Annotated in this window: 19 protein-coding genes; 7 read left to right on the top strand and 12 right to left on the bottom strand. The window is 47.4% G+C overall.

Translation table 11 applies throughout. The features are described from left to right. Positions 1-53: 53 nt before the first annotated feature. Genes DFP83_RS06340 through dolP form a run of 4 tightly spaced genes read left to right on the top strand, consistent with a single transcriptional unit; the run spans position 54 to position 3,387 of the window. Positions 54-1,901, top strand: coding sequence for a penicillin-binding protein activator (locus DFP83_RS06340; RefSeq protein ID WP_157981529.1), 1,848 nt, complete (start codon positions 54-56; stop codon positions 1,899-1,901). Then, on the top strand, positions 1,901-2,251 hold the full coding sequence (locus DFP83_RS06345; RefSeq protein WP_110574174.1) for a YraN family protein: 351 nt from the start codon (positions 1,901-1,903) through the stop codon (positions 2,249-2,251). The genes DFP83_RS06340 and DFP83_RS06345 overlap by 1 nt, the downstream gene beginning before the upstream one ends. A 1-nt stretch (position 2,252) precedes the next feature. Beyond that, on the top strand, positions 2,253-2,801 hold the full coding sequence (locus DFP83_RS06350; protein ID WP_110574175.1) for an SIS domain-containing protein: 549 nt from the start codon (positions 2,253-2,255) through the stop codon (positions 2,799-2,801). 1 nt (position 2,802) lies between these two features. Continuing rightward, positions 2,803-3,387: a division/outer membrane stress-associated lipid-binding lipoprotein gene (gene dolP, locus DFP83_RS06355; protein WP_110574176.1), complete on the top strand. Its 585-nt coding sequence runs from the start codon at positions 2,803-2,805 to the stop codon at positions 3,385-3,387. 14 nt (positions 3,388-3,401) lie between these two features. On the opposite strand, the gene DFP83_RS06360 is transcribed toward dolP, so the two are convergent. From DFP83_RS06360 to zapE, 8 genes are all read right to left on the bottom strand, one after another. Beyond that, complete coding sequence (locus DFP83_RS06360) at positions 3,402-3,851, bottom strand: ClpXP protease specificity-enhancing factor (protein WP_110574250.1); 450 nt, start codon at positions 3,849-3,851, stop codon at positions 3,402-3,404. A gap of 42 nt (positions 3,852-3,893) precedes the next feature. Further along, the gene (gene sspA / locus DFP83_RS06365; RefSeq protein WP_110574177.1) at positions 3,894-4,517 is read right to left on the bottom strand and encodes a stringent starvation protein SspA; all 624 of its coding nucleotides are present in this window, start codon (positions 4,515-4,517) and stop codon (positions 3,894-3,896) included. 70 nt (positions 4,518-4,587) lie between these two features. Further along, positions 4,588-5,322 (bottom strand): cytochrome c1, encoded by a 735-nt coding sequence (locus DFP83_RS06370; RefSeq protein WP_110574178.1) that lies wholly within the window; start codon positions 5,320-5,322, stop codon positions 4,588-4,590. After that, a complete protein-coding gene (locus tag DFP83_RS06375) occupies positions 5,322-6,587 on the bottom strand; it encodes a cytochrome b (RefSeq protein ID WP_110574179.1) in 1,266 nt (421 codons plus the stop codon). Before DFP83_RS06375 ends, DFP83_RS06370 begins: the two co-directional genes overlap by 1 nt. Continuing rightward, on the bottom strand, positions 6,587-7,177 hold the full coding sequence (petA, locus tag DFP83_RS06380; protein ID WP_110574180.1) for a ubiquinol-cytochrome c reductase iron-sulfur subunit: 591 nt from the start codon (positions 7,175-7,177) through the stop codon (positions 6,587-6,589). The genes DFP83_RS06375 and petA overlap by 1 nt, the downstream gene beginning before the upstream one ends. 253 nt (positions 7,178-7,430) lie before the next feature. Beyond that, a complete protein-coding gene (gene rpsI / locus DFP83_RS06385) occupies positions 7,431-7,823 on the bottom strand; it encodes a 30S ribosomal protein S9 (RefSeq protein ID WP_071463062.1) in 393 nt (130 codons plus the stop codon). Between the two features lie 15 nt (positions 7,824-7,838). Beyond that, a complete protein-coding gene (gene rplM / locus DFP83_RS06390; RefSeq protein ID WP_071463061.1) occupies positions 7,839-8,267 on the bottom strand; it encodes a 50S ribosomal protein L13 in 429 nt (142 codons plus the stop codon). 220 nt (positions 8,268-8,487) lie between these two features. Next, entirely contained in the window at positions 8,488-9,597 is a 1,110-nt protein-coding gene (gene zapE, locus DFP83_RS06395) for a cell division protein ZapE (RefSeq protein ID WP_110574181.1), read from the bottom strand. A 95-nt stretch (positions 9,598-9,692) separates the two neighbouring features. Between zapE and DFP83_RS06400 the strand changes: the two genes are divergently transcribed. From DFP83_RS06400 to DFP83_RS06410, 3 genes are all read left to right on the top strand, one after another. Beyond that, positions 9,693-10,133 carry a Z-ring associated ZapG family protein gene (locus DFP83_RS06400; RefSeq protein ID WP_110574182.1) on the top strand — a complete coding sequence of 147 codons (441 nt, stop codon included), beginning with the start codon at positions 9,693-9,695 and terminating at the stop codon, positions 10,131-10,133. A 97-nt stretch (positions 10,134-10,230) separates the two neighbouring features. Next, positions 10,231-11,592, top strand: coding sequence for a DegQ family serine endoprotease (locus DFP83_RS06405; RefSeq protein WP_110574183.1), 1,362 nt, complete (start codon positions 10,231-10,233; stop codon positions 11,590-11,592). A gap of 86 nt (positions 11,593-11,678) precedes the next feature. After that, positions 11,679-12,749, top strand: a complete 1,071-nt coding sequence (locus DFP83_RS06410) for a trypsin-like peptidase domain-containing protein (protein ID WP_110574184.1) — start codon at positions 11,679-11,681, stop codon at positions 12,747-12,749. Here the strand turns inward: DFP83_RS06410 and murA are convergent. The 4 genes from murA to DFP83_RS06430 are packed head-to-tail and all read right to left on the bottom strand — an operon-like array spanning position 12,743 to position 15,277. After that, positions 12,743-13,999, bottom strand: a complete 1,257-nt coding sequence (gene murA, locus DFP83_RS06415; RefSeq protein ID WP_110574185.1) for a UDP-N-acetylglucosamine 1-carboxyvinyltransferase — start codon at positions 13,997-13,999, stop codon at positions 12,743-12,745. The two genes, DFP83_RS06410 and murA, sit on opposite strands and share 7 nt — an antisense overlap. Positions 14,000-14,016: 17 nt before the next feature. Then, positions 14,017-14,271, bottom strand: a complete 255-nt coding sequence (locus DFP83_RS06420) for a BolA family protein (RefSeq protein ID WP_110574186.1) — start codon at positions 14,269-14,271, stop codon at positions 14,017-14,019. Positions 14,272-14,308: 37 nt separating this feature from the next. Next, positions 14,309-14,611 carry an STAS domain-containing protein gene (locus DFP83_RS06425; protein WP_241971601.1) on the bottom strand — a complete coding sequence of 101 codons (303 nt, stop codon included), beginning with the start codon at positions 14,609-14,611 and terminating at the stop codon, positions 14,309-14,311. A gap of 9 nt (positions 14,612-14,620) precedes the next feature. Then, positions 14,621-15,277 carry an MlaC/ttg2D family ABC transporter substrate-binding protein gene (locus DFP83_RS06430; RefSeq protein ID WP_110574187.1) on the bottom strand — a complete coding sequence of 219 codons (657 nt, stop codon included), beginning with the start codon at positions 15,275-15,277 and terminating at the stop codon, positions 14,621-14,623. Positions 15,278-15,288: the final 11 nt, after the last annotated feature.

A 15,288-nucleotide genomic window follows, 5' to 3' on the forward strand; every position in this document is an offset into this window, starting at 1 on the left:
ACTTATAGTATCATTTAACTTTAAACACGTGATAATTTTGCTGGGCGGTGAGTGTGAACGTATTGAGTCAAGATAAAGCTGTATCATTAGCAACCTACGCCAAACAGGGCTTCATCATTTTCGCCATCGGTTTGCTAGCAAGCTGCGCGCAATCCCCTGACCGCAACAACGAGCCATCCACTTCGCCAGTCGACCAAGCAATTGTAACTCCCGCCAACCAAGGCGAAACGCTATCGGCTCAACAATGGATTGAGCGAGCTCGCAATGAAGGCAACGAGGCGAGCCAGCAGATGGCGCTGGTCGAAGCATCATTTGCGTACCAAAACCAAGGCGATTATCAGCGCAGTGCCGCCGTGTTATCACAGCTTGATGTTGGCGCGATGCGAGCAGCCGACCAGCGCCTTTATGCGCTGGCTTTGGCACGTTGGTACTACCACAGTGGCGAATGGCAACGGGTGATCGACAAGCTCGAGCCTGTGGTTAATCAATTGACTGATAGAGATTTAAAGCATACCGCCTTGCTTTTGATTGCTAACGCACACCAGCAACAACGACAGTTTTGGTTAGCACTTAGTTATTTAGATGAGGCTTACCAAACTGATAGCGATACCCAATTAGAGTCAATTTGGTTGGTCGCTAGGCAGGTGCCTCGCAATCAGTTACCGGAGCGTCGACCTGACCGTATTAGCCTAGCAGGCTGGTGGCGGTTAATTGAGTCAACCCACCGCTCACAGTCAGCCGGACAGTTGCAACAGTCACTTGATCGCTGGCTTACCTCCTACAATCAACATTATGCTCGCAGTATTGTGGAGCGTTTTTTAAGCGACAACGAGTTTAAAGCCATCAACGAAGTAGCCGTGTTATTGCCGTTATCAGGCAGCTATCGACTGCAAGGTGAAGCAGTGCGTGATGGCATCATCGCTTCAGCCGCCCAACTCGACAATGTTCACGTGCGGTTCTATGACACCGAGGCCGAAGACTTAACGTCACTGCAGAGCCAACTGTTAGAACAGCAACAACACTTTGTTATCGGACCCTTGTTGAAAAAGCACGTAAACGCTTGGATGCAACAGCCTATGTTGGGTGTTACGCAAGTTTATCTTAACCAGCCCGATTCAGCTGACGATATTATCGTCCCTAGCGGACACGTCACTTTTGCGTTAGATAGTGAAACCGAAGCGGCACAAGCTGCCAACTACATTGGTGAAACCGCGAAGCTGGGTAGCATCATATTTGCAGCAAAAAGTAGTGCAGGCACCAAAATGGTCAATGCTTTTAAAAGCAGCTGGTCAACAGAGAATGACCGCGAAGTCGAGAGTAGCTGGTACAGTAGCACTGAAGAGATGCAGGCGGCTGTCGAGCATGCATTGGGCGTCGCAGCCAGCGCTGAACGAATTAGAAATGTCAAAATTGCAGCAGGAAAAATTATTGTAGATGCACAAGAGCGCAGCCGAAGTGATGTCGACGCACTTTACATCGCTGGCAACTTAGAGCAAGCACGACTGTTAAAGCCGTTTATCGATGTTAATTTATCGCCTTTTGCACCACCCGCTGATGTTTATGCCAGTTCCGCGATCCATCGCGTAACTAATCAAAATGGAGATAACGATTTACGCGGTATCGTATTTACCGAGGCCCCTATTTTATTGGCTAGCCAGCGTTCCTTTGCTATTGGTACGTGGCTCAAACAACATAATAACGCCGATCTTAATGACGCGCGTCTGGTCGCCATGGGTCATGATAGTCTCACTGTCTTGGAGCAAATTGATTCGTTACGCTGGATGCGAGGGAAGTCGATCGACGGGATGACGGGTAGCCTTTCCATACATCTAAATAATATCCACCGTGAAATGAGTTGGGCTAAATTAACACCTTCCGAGGTCAAAATTGTTAAGCCCTAATGTCGACAAAAAAACGTGGTGCTGAAGGCGAGTCTCTCGCAAGCGAATATTTACGAAAGCGCGGACTTAACGTCATTCAGCATAATTACCGAGTACCCTGCGGCGAAATCGATATTATTTGTCGTGAACAAGATTGCTGGGTCTTTGTTGAGGTCAAGCGACGCCAAAGTAGCGAGTTTGCTTCAATTTTGGAACAAATTACTACACGTCAGTGTCAACGTATTCGGCGTGCCGCCCAGTACTTTTTAGTTGAACAACAAGTAAATGAGTACCTCGCGAAGATACGCTTTGATATCATAACGATAAATGATAGCCAGGTTTCTATCGAGTGGTACAAGGACGCTTTCTAAAATGAATGAAGAACGTATTAAGGCGCTGTTTACCGAAAGTATTCAAACTCAGATTTCTGCTATAGAAAGCCTTTCTGAACATATTGAAGACTGCGTAGACCTTTTGGTGAATAGCTTATTGGCAGGGCAACGGTTGTTCGTGTGTGGCAGCGGTGCCAGCCACATGCTTGCCGAACACTTTGCGCGTGTCATGAACATTGGTTACAAAATAGAGCGCCCCGCTTTTCCAGTCATCGCACTTAACCAATACGCTCAGGCGCAGGTTGCATCGCTGGCACAAGCAGGCGATTTGCTGCTGGTGTTCGCCACTCGTGAAAGTGATGATTCTGCACTTATTGAGACCATGGAAACAGCCTTGAGTCGCAATATGATTATGATAGCCATTACGGGTCAACAGAACGATATGGTATCAGGGCTTCTCGGCGCAAATGATTTAGAGTTACAAATCCCCTCGTTGAACGAGTCACGAGTACTCGAGCAGCAATTACTGATCAGTCAGTGTATCAGTGAATTGGTTGAGAATACTATTTTCCCTCAGGAGCACGATTAATATGATGCGTCAGAACTATGCTATTCGTTGGGTATTACTCGCAGGACTCTCTGTTCCTTTACTTCAAGGATGTGCCGCGGTTGCCGTGGGGGCTGCTGCGGTGGGCGTATCGTCGGCAACCGATCCACGCACTTTGGGTACTCAATTAGATGACCAAGCCATCGAAATGAAGGCCAATGCTAAGGTGGGTAACGACAACCAACTCAAGGACTATCGTATCCGCGTTGTAAGTTACGGAAAACAAGTACTCTTGGTTGGACAAGTGGATTCTGAGGCACAGCGAGCACGCGCAGAAGACGTTATCTCGGATACTAACGGTATCGAGCGTGTGTTTAATCAAATTCGTTTAGCCAGCAAGGCAGGCATCGCCACACAAGCCAGTGATACCTGGATATCGAGCCGAGTACGCATGAAGCTCATCGCTGACGATCAGGTAGACGCGACCGATGTGAAAGTCGTTACAGAAAATGGCGAGGTCTTTTTACTAGGTATCGTCGATGATGCAGAGGCTGAGAGAGCTGTTGATATCGCACGTAATATCGATGGCGTGCAAAAGGTCGTAAAAGTATTTAGTAGAGCGCGCTAAGCGCTCTACTTGATTTACTTAATTACTTTTAAGTTTGGTTTTTTCTTGCTAGAGGCGCTGCTCGGCGTTTTATCCGACTTATTACCCTCAACCGTGTCCAGAGACACCGAAGGTGTGTCGTCGCTTACTTCTGGCTCTGGCATTTTGTCCAGTTGAGGCTCTGCTTCAAACATCGCGCCGGCACCATTCTCACGCGCATAGATTGCTAAAGCTGCTGTCATCGGAACGATGACTTCCATCGGCTGGCCGCCAAAACGTGCATTAAAACGCACTTCAGTGTCCATCAGTTGTAAACCCACAACTGCAGTGGGAGAGATGTTCAAAACGATTTGACCGTCTTGTACAAACTGCTGAGGCACTTGCGTACCTACAATAGTGGCATCAACCACGAGATGGGGTGTTAACTGATTATCAACGATCCAATCGTAAAGCGCCCGCATTAAATAAGGGCGCTTGGGTGTCATATCACTTAATTCCATAACCGCTCCAATTGATGGTTAAGAGAATTACAGACGCGCGATTTCTCGTTCAACATCGGTCAATGACTCTTGAAACGTTTTACGTTCAAAAATACGACCCATGTATGCTCTTACATCTTTTGCGCCCTGACCCGTTAGCTCAATACCGTAGCTCGGTAGGCGCCATAAAAGAGGTGCTAAATAGCAGTCAACCAAGCTGAACTCTTCGCTCATAAAGTAAGGCGTATCCGCGAAAATAGGCGCTAACGACAAAATGCCTTCACGCAGTTCTTGGCGCGCTTGGTTGTCACCCGCCATAATCTTGTCGGCTAAGGTGTACCAGTCACGCTCGATACGATGCATCATTAAGCGACTAGTGCCACGCGCTACGGGATAAACAGGCATCAATGGCGGATGCGGAAAACGCTCATCGAGATATTCCATAATGATGTGAGCGTTATAAAGCACCAGCTCACGATCCACGAGTGTGGGTGTCGCGTCAGGATAAGGGTTCAACTGCATCAAGTCTTCAGGGCGGTCATCACCACTGACAAAACTGATTTCTACGCCGACACCTTTCTCTGCTAACACCAAGCGAACTTGGTGACTTTTTAGATCGTTCTTGCTGGAATATAACGTCATCACTGAACGTTTATTTGCTGCAACCGCCATGTATTTCTCCAGATAATTTCAACAGCAAAAGGGTGGCAAGCCACCCTTTTCTACTGAGCTCAACTGCTGCTTACTTAAGATCTTTCCAGAACTCTCGCTTCAGCAACCAAGCTAAAATGGTGAATACCAATAAGAAACCGAATACGAACCAGCCCATACGGCGTTGTTCTAGTTTCATTGGCTCACCCATATAGACCAAGAACGAAGTCAAATCGAGCATCGCTTGATCGTATTCGCTTTCGGTTAAACGGCCTTTGCCATCGGTCTTAAGACCAACATAAACCTTTTGCATTTCGCCATCGATACGGCGCTCTTCATAGGTTTTCTCTGGCAAGCCTTGTAACTCTTGTAGCACGTGTGGCATACCTACATTTGGGAACACCGTGTTGTTAACACCAAACGGACGGCTATCATCACGATAGAACGCACGTAAATAGGTGTAGATCCAATCAGGACCGCGTACACGCGCTACGTTAGTCAAGTCAGGTGGAGGGTTACCAAACCATGCACCGGCTTTATCAGGTGACATATTGATGGTAATGAGATCACCTGGCTTCTCACCGGTAAACTGCAGGTTTTTCTGACCCACTTCCTCAGGAATACCAAGGTCCTCAAACATACGGTTATAACGCGCATACTCGAGTGAGTGGCAGCCCAAACAGTAGTTCATGAACAACTGTGCACCGCGTTGCAATGACGCTTTGTCATGCAAATCGACTTCAGCTTCGTCAAGCGGCACAGTCGGTCCCGCCGCGAATACGAGCGACGGGATAAGTGTAGCAAGAGCGATTAGTAATTTTTTCATTATGACGTCACCCTTTCTGGTACCGGCTTGGTCTTCTCCCGCTTACTGTAGAAGAACAGCAATACGAAGAAGGCGAAGTATAAGAAGGTAAAGATCTGTGCAAACAATGTCGCTGTTGGCGTAGCCGGTTGTGTACCTAAGTAGCCAAGTATCAAGAAACTCACCGAGAATACTGCCAAGTTCAACTTGTGCAACACTGAGCGATAGCGGATTGAACGTACACGACCACGATCCAACCAAGGCAACAATGCGAGTAGCACAATCGATGCGAACATCAAGATTACACCGAACAACTTATCAGGAACCGCACGCAAAATAGCGTAGAACGGAGTGAAATACCAAACCGGTGCGATATGCTCTGGTGTCTTCAATGGGTTCGCTGGCTCAAAGTTTGGTGGCTCTAGGAAGAAGCCGCCCATCTCTGGCATAAAGAAGATCACGTAACAGAACAAGAATAAGAAAATACCGATACCGATCAAATCTTTTACGATGTAGTAAGGATAGAACGGGATCGCATCCACGATGTCGTATTTCTTAGTAAAACGCTCATGGAATTTAAACTTCGGTTTTTCTTCGTCAGGCACTGAGCCTTTCGGCTTTTTGATTGGCACGCCATCAGGGTTGTTAGAACCCACTTCGTGCAATGCAATAATGTGTAAGAACACAAGAATCACAAGCACCAACGGCAAAGCAATAACGTGAAGCGCAAAGAAGCGGTTCAGAGTTGCACCCGAGATAACGTAGTCACCACGAATCCACAGGGTTAAATCATCACCAATAACAGGAATCGCACCAAACAAGGAGATAATGACCTGCGCACCCCAGTAAGACATCTGACCCCATGGTAATAAATAACCCATGAATGCTTCAGCCATCAATACCAGGAAGATGAACATACCGAATAACCACAGTAGCTCACGTGGCTTTTGGTAGGAACCGTAGAGCATGCCACGGAACATATGCAGGTAAACGACCACGAAGAATGCCGAGGCGCCCGTGGAGTGCATGTATCGAAGTAACCAGCCGTATTCGACATCACGCATGATGTACTCGACTGATGCAAACGCACCTTCGGCACTCGGTACGTAGTTCATCGTTAACCAGACACCCGTAAGGATTTGGTTAACCAGCACTAACATCGCCAATACGCCGAATAGGTACCAGAAGTTAAAGTTTTTTGGAGCAGGATACTCTGCAAGGTGAATATTCCAAGTTTTGGTCATTGGAATACGTGCATCGATCCATTCAACGAATTTATTAGCCATTATGCTTGCCCCTTATCTTCGCCGACTAAGATCGTATTGTCGTCAACGTAATAATGCGGCGGTACGACCAAATTCAATGGCGCGGGAACACCTTGGAATACCCGTCCAGCGATATCGTAGCTCGAACCATGACATGGACAGAAGAATCCTGCCTCAACGCCCTCAACGTGCTCACCCATCTCTTGAGGTAGGTAGCTCGGAGAACAGCCCAAGTGCGTACAGATACCCACAGCAACAAAAAATTCCTTTTTGATTGCTCGGTATTCGTTCGACGCGTACGAAGGTTGTTGTGGCTCTTCAGAATTAGGGTCGCGTAGACGGTCTTCATGCGATTTAAGACCATCGAGCATTTCTGGTGAACGACGGACGACCCATACGGGCTTGCCTCGCCACTTCACACGAATCATTTGACCCGGTTCTGCCTTTGCGATGTTAACTTCGACCGGTGCCCCGGCGTTCTTTGCCTTCGCGCTCGGATTCCATGATGCGATAAAAGGAACGGCGACACCCACCGCTCCGGCACCACCAACGACTCCGGTCGCGACCGTCAAAAAACGACGGCGGCCTTTATCTACAGGCGCATTGCTCATCCATTTACTCTCCAGTTGGACGCTCCGCGATCCATGGCCGCGAAGTCGGGAATTAGCTGCTGCGTTATCCGCCTATACGGATTACAAAAAATGCTCAGAAATGATAAAGAAAACCCACATGTTTTACAAGTGATTCGCGGTGTATGGCACGTGTTGCTCTCATAACAGGCGTTTATATTCATGAACAGCGGTTCATTGGTAGGTAAAAATAAAAAAGCCCAGCAAATGCTGGGCTTTTCGTAAAAACGTAAAATTAACGTTTTGAGAACTGTGGACGCTTACGTGCTTTGTGTAAGCCCACTTTCTTACGTTCAACTTGACGAGCGTCACGCGTAACGTAGCCTTCTTTACGCAAGGTAGAGCGTAGGCCTTCGTCATATTGCATCAGTGCACGGGTAATACCGTGACGGATTGCGCCCGCTTGACCTGTTGTACCACCACCGCTTACGGTGATGTAAAGGTCGAATTTCTCAGTCATTTCGACTGCTTCTAGTGGTTGACGAACAACCATTTGTGCAGTTTTACGACCAAAGTAATCTTCCAACGCACGTTGGTTGATTTGGATGTTGCCGCTGCCCGGACGCAAGAATACGCGAGCAGTTGAGTTTTTGCGGCGACCTGTACCGTAGTATTGATTATCTGCCATAGTATGCGTGCTCCGTTATAGATCCAGTTGTTTAGGTTGTTGAGCAACGTGGTTGTGCTCAGCACCTGCGTACACTTTCAGTTTACGGAACATGGCACGGCCTAGAGGTCCACGAGGCAACATACCTTTTACCGCTTTCTGAATTACCATTTCAGGTTTCTTAGCAATCAGTTTTTCAAAGCTGATTGATTTGATACCACCCGGGAATCCAGTGTGCGAGTAGTACATTTTGTCCTGAGCTTTGTTACCAGTTACAGCAACTTTCTCAGCGTTTACGATGACGATGTAGTCACCCGTATCAACGTGAGGAGTATACTCAGGCTTATGCTTACCACGCAGGCGGCGTGCTACTTCAGTAGCCAAACGACCTAACGTTTTACCTTCTGCGTCAATTACGTACCAGTCGCGTTTTACCGTTTCTGGTTTTGCTACAAATGTTTTCATTTTAAAAAAACCTAATTTTAAATGTTCACGGACAGTAATTCCGGGCTTCCCCGCGAATCACAACAATAAAAAAATGATAAGAATCATTAGTTTATTTGCTGCAACCATGGGCTAACGCGTGGTTAACACCATGGACTGTAACGTGGGCTGCGCGGATTATAGGAAAAATGCGCTCAAAGATCACGCATTTTTTAAAATTTCTTGTAGGTTAATGCCCTCATTAGGCACGGTGTGCCAATGCGAGGTACTCTTCACTTTGCATTTCCTGCAAGCGACTCACACAACGCCGAAACTCAAAGCTTAATTGGCCCTCGCTATAAAGCGCATCAATCGGTTGTTGGGCGGATAAGATTAACTTAACCCGTCGCTCATAAAACTCATCAACTAACGCGATAAAACGGCGTGCAACATCATCGTTATGACGCCCCATTTGCTCAACATTTGAGATAATAACCGCGTGATAGAGCTGAGCAATTTCCATATAGTCGGTATGACTACGGGCTGTTTTGCAGATATCAGCAAAATCAAAGAATACGACGTCATCGCACTCGCCTCGCGCTTGAATCTTCCGACCTTCAATTTCAACCGCATGAGACTCAAACGCGCAGCCCTTTTCGGGCGCTAAGTTATGAAATGAATCAATGAGCAACTGATCGGCTTGATCATCATTAGGTACATGGAACAGCTTTGCCTGAGTCAACGTTCGTAATCGATAGTCGATCCCACTGTCTACATTCACGACCTCGCAATGCTGATTAATCAACTTAATCGCAGGAATAAAGCGAGCACGCTGGAGTCCATTTTTATACAAATCATCAGGAATAATATTTGAGGTAGCTACCAGCACCACCTGCCGCTCAAACAAATACTCGAATAACTTTCCTAAAAGCATCGCATCGGTGATGTCTTGCACGAAAAATTCGTCAAAACAAATGACATCGGTTTCGGCGGCAATTCGATCGGCAACAATGATCAAGGGATCCGACTTTTGCTGCAGCTGCTTTAGTTCACTATGCACGCGCTGCATAAAGCGATGAAAATGCAGTCGCCATTTGTTTTTAATCGGCAAGGTCTCATAAAACGTATCAACCAAATAGGTTTTACCACGACCCACACCACCCCAAAAGTACAACCCTTTAGGTGGGCTAGGTGGCTTAGTAAACAACCGCTTTAATACTGATCGTTGTTTATTTTCCTGCCACTTGAGCAAGTCATCGTAAAGGCGCTGTAACTGCTTGACCGCGTGCTCCTGCGCTTCGTCATAGCTGAAATCCTCGCGTTCTAAATCATTTTTGTAACGCTCAATTGGCGTAAAGCACGGGTTCGACACTACCACTTCACCTCAGTTACGATTATCCTATAGGGCATCTATTTTATCACGATGCCCTGAATCAGCAATGAGTAGGGTAAGCCTAGGAGTTTGGCATGGATTGGTTAATTGGCATTTTATTAGTCGTAGCAGGCGCTGTGATTGGTTTTTTTGTTGCGCGTTACTGGTTTGGTTCACGTAGCGGTAGCGATCTTGAAGAGCAAGTTGAGAAAAGCCAAAAACAATTGGCAGATTATCAGCGTGAGGTTGCTGAACATTTTGCCACCGCTAACGCACTCGTCGAGCAGCTTGAGGAAACACAAGATAAGTTGAAAAACTACCTTGCTCACAGTGCTGACTTACTGCAAAAGAATGATGCGCAAAGCGATTTACCGTTCTTTTCTGAAGATACGATGCGTCAACTGCGCGTTGCAAGCACGATGAAAAAGGATTACCGATCAACTCACGGTACTGAAGAAGCCGAGCAGGTCCCAAAAGACTACACGGATGAACGTAGCGGTTTGTTTACTGAAAGCGAACAAGCAAAACGTGACTAAATATCTTGAAACATTTTTGTTTTGAACTCATTTATTAACTTAGCGGTCATAATCGCTGCACACGGTTGTTAAGTTACTACTAGGAGTTCGTAACACGATGAAGAAACTAATTGTAGGTATTACACTCGCCGCTTTAACCGTTGGCGGCTTTTCTCAGCCTGTACAAGCAGGCATTCCCTTTTTTGGTGCAGACGACGAAAAGCCAACACTCGCGCCCATGCTAGAAGAGGTCACGCCAGCGGTTGTTAATATTGCCGTTAAGGGTAAACGAGAGGTGCGCCAACGTGTTCCTGACGCGCTACGCTTTTTCTTCGGACCTAATGCGCCAAGTGAGCGAGTGCAAGAACGTCCCTTTAGTGGTCTAGGCTCGGGTGTCATCATTGATGCAGAGAAAGGCTACGTTGTAACCAATAATCACGTTATTGATGATGCCACCGAAATTGTAGTCACGCTCAAAAATGGACGCGAATACGACGCTAAATTAGTGGGCCGTGATGAGCAAAGCGATATTGCGTTGCTACAAATCGAGGACGCCGAGAATCTTACCGATATTGAGATTGGTCGATCCTCTGACCTACGTGTAGGCGATTTTGTCGTTGCCATCGGTAACCCGTTTGGACTTGGTCAAACTGTGACATCGGGGATAGTCAGTGCGCTCAGCCGTGCCAACCTTGGTATTGAAGAGCTCGAAAACTTTATCCAAACCGATGCCGCGATCAACAGTGGTAACAGCGGCGGCGCATTAGTGACCTTAGATGGCAAATTAATCGGTATTAACACCGCTATACTCGGCCCAAACGGCGGTAATATTGGTATCGGTTTTGCTATCCCTTCCGATATGATGCGTAATCTGGTGCAGCAATTAATTGAGTTCGGTGAGGTACGCCGTGGCGTTTTGGGTGTACGGGGTAATGATCTCAACTCTGATATTGCTGATGCCCTCGATATTAGTGTTTCTGAAGGCGCTTTTGTTGCCGAAGTGGTTCCCGATAGTGCTGCCGACAAGGCAGGCATCCAATCGGGTGATGTCATTGTCGCGGTCAATGATGATGAAATTGCCAGTTTCCAAGAACTGGGTGCCTTAGTCAGCACTCTAGGCTCGGGTACCGAAGTTGAACTTGAACTCATTCGAGACGGTGAACGCCAAGAAGTTAACGTAATACTTGACTCTAAGGATACGGAAACGTCTGCACAATCCATACACCCAGCGCTAGAAGGCGCAACGTTAGAAGCTGACGGTTCACAAGCGGGTATTATTATCACCGATGTCGAACCGGGCTCACCTGCAGCACGTATCGGGCTTGAGAAAAACGATATCATCAAGGGCGCTAATCGTCAGCCTATCAATACCCTAGGTGATTTGCGAGAAGCTATCGACAACGCGGGTGATGTGGTTGCACTGAGCATCCAGCGCGGTAATAGTGTACGTTACTTGATGCTACGCAACCCTGCCTCTTAGTCGCGCGTATTCGTTTCAAAAACTTACATCAAAGTGACTTCAGTGATAAGCTGAAGTCACTTTTTAATTATTGGACCGTCACGTTTATGAGCACCATCAAGTCACTCGTTCGATTCCTTTATCAATCGGTTGGTTTAGGCTTGGTTGTTGCTGCCATTATTTTCCTTGCTCAACCCTATCTGAACGGCGGTACCACAGGTCAGTTCAACTTAACCAAAAGCGACGAAGTTGCGAGCTTTAATCAAGCCATTAGCCGCGCTGCGCCGGCGGTCGTTAATATCTATAGCTTGGGTGAGAGTGAACGCTCACGTTACTCGTCGCAAGCCAACTCACGTTTATGGCGCTTAGGCTCTGGCGTAATCATGAACGAACGCGGCTATATCATTACTGCGAATCACGTGGTTGAAAATTACGACGAGATTCAAGTAGCACTGCAAGACGGTCGCCGTTATGAAGCACAGCTCATAGGCAATGACACCTATACCGACCTCGCGGTATTAAAGGTCGAGGCCGATAACCTGCCTGTCATTCCTACCATGGGAGAACGTCCGATCAAAGTGGGTGACATCGTGTTTGCGATTGGTAACCCCTACAATATCGGTCAAACCATCACCCAAGGTATTATCAGCGCAACGGGAGGTCGTGTTGGCATTACTGGCTCAGCGTACTCCGACCTGATTCAAATGGATGCGGTCATCAATCAAGGTGCATCGGGTGGTGCACTGATTAACAGTAAAGGCGAGCTTATCGGTATTAACAATGCGCGCTTTAACTCCGCATTTGGTGACACGGTTGAGGGTATTTACTTTGCAACACCTTACAACACGGTCAATGAAATCATGCAAACGCTAATCGCGGAAGGTCGAGTTGTGCGTGGGTACATCGGTATTCAGGTTAACCCTAACTTCAACTTACAAAATGCGGCTAATGGCATCTTAGTGACATTAGTTGAGCCCAACAGTCCGGCCGATCAAGCCGGTTTAAAGGTCAACGATTTAATTACACAAATTGGTGGGTCACCCATTTACTCAGCAACGGAGGGGATGGAGCGAGTGGTTAAGAGCAGGCCGGGTACGCAACTTGAGATTGAGTATGTACGGGGTGATGAAACGCGAACCACAACATTAACCGTAGGGTCCGCGCGTCAAATTCAGTGAATACGTTGAATGTCCGCACCCAATGCTTGTAGCTTGAGTTCGATTCCTTCGTATCCACGATCAATATGATAAATACGCTCAACGAGGGTTTCGCCCTTCGCCACTAAGCCCGCAATAACCAAGGATGCTGAGGCACGTAAATCGGTACACATAACTTCGGCACCCGTCAGGGTTTCCACGCCATTACAAATCGCGGTGTTGCCTTCGAGCTCGACGTGAGCGCCCATGCGGCGTAACTCGGGGATATGCATGAAACGATTTTCAAAAATGGTTTCGCGCACCCAGCCACTACCGGACGCAATCGCATTCAGCGCGCAGAACTGTGCTTGCATATCTGTTGGAAACGCGGGATGAGGCGCCGTAATAATCGTTACAGGCTTGGGCCGCCCTTGGCTGCGAATTCTGATCCAATCGCTGCCTTTCTCGACCAAGCCACCGGCTTCGGTCAGCTTTTTAAGTACCGCGTCTAACGCACTCGGATCGGTATTACGACAGGTGACATCACCACCGGACGCAAGACCAGCAACCAGAAAGGTACCGGTTTCGATGCGATCGGGCATAACTGCATACTCGCCACCACCGAGACGTGCAACACCCTCAATGGTCAACGTATCCGTCCCCTCACCCGAGATTTTTGCACCGAGGTGATTAAGGAAGTGGGCAAGGTCAATAATTTCTGGCTCACGTGCAGCGTTCTCAATACGTGTCGTACCATCGGCCAAAGCCGCTGCCATCATCAGGTTTTCGGTGCCCGTGACACTCACAGTATCCATCAGGATATCGGCGCCCTTTAAACGACCATCAACGGACGCCTTGATATAGCCGTTCTCAACGACAATATGTGCCCCCATTTGACGTAAACCTTCGATATGCAGGTTGACTGGGCGTGCACCTATCGCGCAGCCACCAGGTAACGAGACCTCTGCTTTACCCACTTTGGCAAGTAATGGACCCAAGACTAAAATCGAGGCACGCATGGTTTTCACCAGCTCATAGGGTGCAACATGCTGCGACCGTTGAGCTGGCTCGATGGTTACTTTGCCATCCTTTAGCTCAGAGTGAGCCAAACCTAACTTGGCGAGCAGTTTGAGTGATGTTTTGACATCCTGCAATACAGGTACATTGGCAATCGTGATTGGCTCGCTACCCAAGACAGTCGCAAGCAAAATTGGTAGCGCAGCATTCTTTGCACCTGAAATGGTGACTTCGCCATGAAGCGGACGTCCGCCTTTAATTAAAAATTTATCCATGATGCCTCCTGATGACATTAAGGCATCATTAATTTTTTATCACGTTCCCATGCTTCAGGCGTGTATGTTTTGATCGACACTGCATGAAGGGTACCGTCAGCGATTAACGGCTTAAGTGGTTGGTAAACCATTTGTTGGCTTTTCACTCGACTGAGCGATGCAAATACTTCACCCACGGCAATAATGTTCACATTTGCGCCATCGAGTTTTACATGCGCTTCATCGATCTCTAGTTCATCTTTCAATAACGCGGTCAATTGTTCGGCGTTCATATTATATCCACACAACTTAGCTGAAGAATTAAAGTCGTTAGCTTAACGAAAGTAGATGCTCTACGCCACTCACTGTGACGATTTGCCGCAATTGTTCCGAAGCGCCTTCGCATACCAAGGGCACTGAGCCACGGTTATGTTTGATGACCTCGAGCAAAACTGCAACGCCCGCTGTGTCAATTAACTTAACGTCAGCAACATTCACTTGCTTGACCGCTTTATCCTTCAGCAGTCGGTTTAACGAATCCCACTGCGCGGGAATAGCGCTACGCGTTAGCGAACCCGCCAATGACAGCGTGCCATCGTCAGCGAGTTGATAGTTCATTTGAGCCTGACTCATGCGGCATCCTTAAGACGGAACGTCGACTTTGTCGTCCAACTTAATCGGTTGGTTTGCCTTGTCTTTAAGTAAAGCAATGGTACCTTCGATACCACGCGAACGGATGACCGCTGCGATTTCGCTTTGTTTACTGTTCAACAAGCTCACGCCTTCGACAACCAAGTCGTACGCTTTCCATACACTGGCATTACTGTCATAACGCACTTTAAAGTCTAAACGAATAGGCGGGCGACCCGCTTCTTTCACGCGCGTTTCAACAACAACCACTTTGTCATCCGGACCGACCTTAGGATGCTGCAAGAATTCTACTTCGTGCTTTGACTCATCATATTGTGTAAAAGCACGGGCATAGGTGGCAACAATATAATCTGTAAATGCTTTGTAAAATGCCTGACGTTGCTGTTCATCGGTATCTTTAAAATAGCGACCTAAGACTTTCTTACTCGCGTAGATGTTGTCTACGTAAGGCATTAACTCATCTTTAACGATGGTTTTAAGATGGTTTGGATCCTCGCTGATTTTACTGCGATCCTCGCCAATACGCTCAAACGTCTGATCCGCTACCTTTTTCAGCAGGGTGTACGGGTTTTCCTCTTTAATCATTTCTGCCGAGGCGCTGCTTACGGCAAGAAAAGCGCTCATCACCAGCGTCATTAAAACCTTCATAATACGTCTCC

The organism is Idiomarina fontislapidosi, assembly GCF_003226255.1.
In the GTDB taxonomy this organism is placed as follows: Bacteria; Pseudomonadota; Gammaproteobacteria; order Enterobacterales; family Alteromonadaceae; genus Idiomarina; species Idiomarina fontislapidosi.

What these genes read in the sequence shown, in the direction of transcription:
- dolP (WP_110574176.1), top strand. Translation starts at nt 2,803, where the DNA reads ATGATGCGTCAGAACTATGCTATTCGTTGGGTATTACTCGCAGGACTC.
- DFP83_RS06370 (WP_110574178.1), bottom strand. Translation starts at nt 5,322, where the DNA reads ATGAAAAAATTACTAATCGCTCTTGCTACACTTATCCCGTCGCTCGTA.
- DFP83_RS06410 (WP_110574184.1), top strand. Translation starts at nt 11,679, where the DNA reads ATGAGCACCATCAAGTCACTCGTTCGATTCCTTTATCAATCGGTTGGT.
- murA (WP_110574185.1), bottom strand. Translation starts at nt 13,999, where the DNA reads ATGGATAAATTTTTAATTAAAGGCGGACGTCCGCTTCATGGCGAAGTC.
- rplM (WP_071463061.1), bottom strand. Translation starts at nt 8,267, where the DNA reads ATGAAAACATTTGTAGCAAAACCAGAAACGGTAAAACGCGACTGGTAC.
- DFP83_RS06430 (WP_110574187.1), bottom strand. Translation starts at nt 15,277, where the DNA reads ATGAAGGTTTTAATGACGCTGGTGATGAGCGCTTTTCTTGCCGTAAGC.
- DFP83_RS06405 (WP_110574183.1), top strand. Translation starts at nt 10,231, where the DNA reads ATGAAGAAACTAATTGTAGGTATTACACTCGCCGCTTTAACCGTTGGC.
- DFP83_RS06400 (WP_110574182.1), top strand. Translation starts at nt 9,693, where the DNA reads ATGGATTGGTTAATTGGCATTTTATTAGTCGTAGCAGGCGCTGTGATT.
- DFP83_RS06350 (WP_110574175.1), top strand. Translation starts at nt 2,253, where the DNA reads ATGAATGAAGAACGTATTAAGGCGCTGTTTACCGAAAGTATTCAAACT.
- DFP83_RS06420 (WP_110574186.1), bottom strand. Translation starts at nt 14,271, where the DNA reads ATGAACGCCGAACAATTGACCGCGTTATTGAAAGATGAACTAGAGATC.
- DFP83_RS06425 (WP_241971601.1), bottom strand. Translation starts at nt 14,611, where the DNA reads ATGAGTCAGGCTCAAATGAACTATCAACTCGCTGACGATGGCACGCTG.
- DFP83_RS06360 (WP_110574250.1), bottom strand. Translation starts at nt 3,851, where the DNA reads ATGACACCCAAGCGCCCTTATTTAATGCGGGCGCTTTACGATTGGATC.
- sspA (WP_110574177.1), bottom strand. Translation starts at nt 4,517, where the DNA reads ATGGCGGTTGCAGCAAATAAACGTTCAGTGATGACGTTATATTCCAGC.
- petA (WP_110574180.1), bottom strand. Translation starts at nt 7,177, where the DNA reads ATGAGCAATGCGCCTGTAGATAAAGGCCGCCGTCGTTTTTTGACGGTC.
- DFP83_RS06375 (WP_110574179.1), bottom strand. Translation starts at nt 6,587, where the DNA reads ATGGCTAATAAATTCGTTGAATGGATCGATGCACGTATTCCAATGACC.
- DFP83_RS06345 (WP_110574174.1), top strand. Translation starts at nt 1,901, where the DNA reads ATGTCGACAAAAAAACGTGGTGCTGAAGGCGAGTCTCTCGCAAGCGAA.
- rpsI (WP_071463062.1), bottom strand. Translation starts at nt 7,823, where the DNA reads ATGGCAGATAATCAATACTACGGTACAGGTCGCCGCAAAAACTCAACT.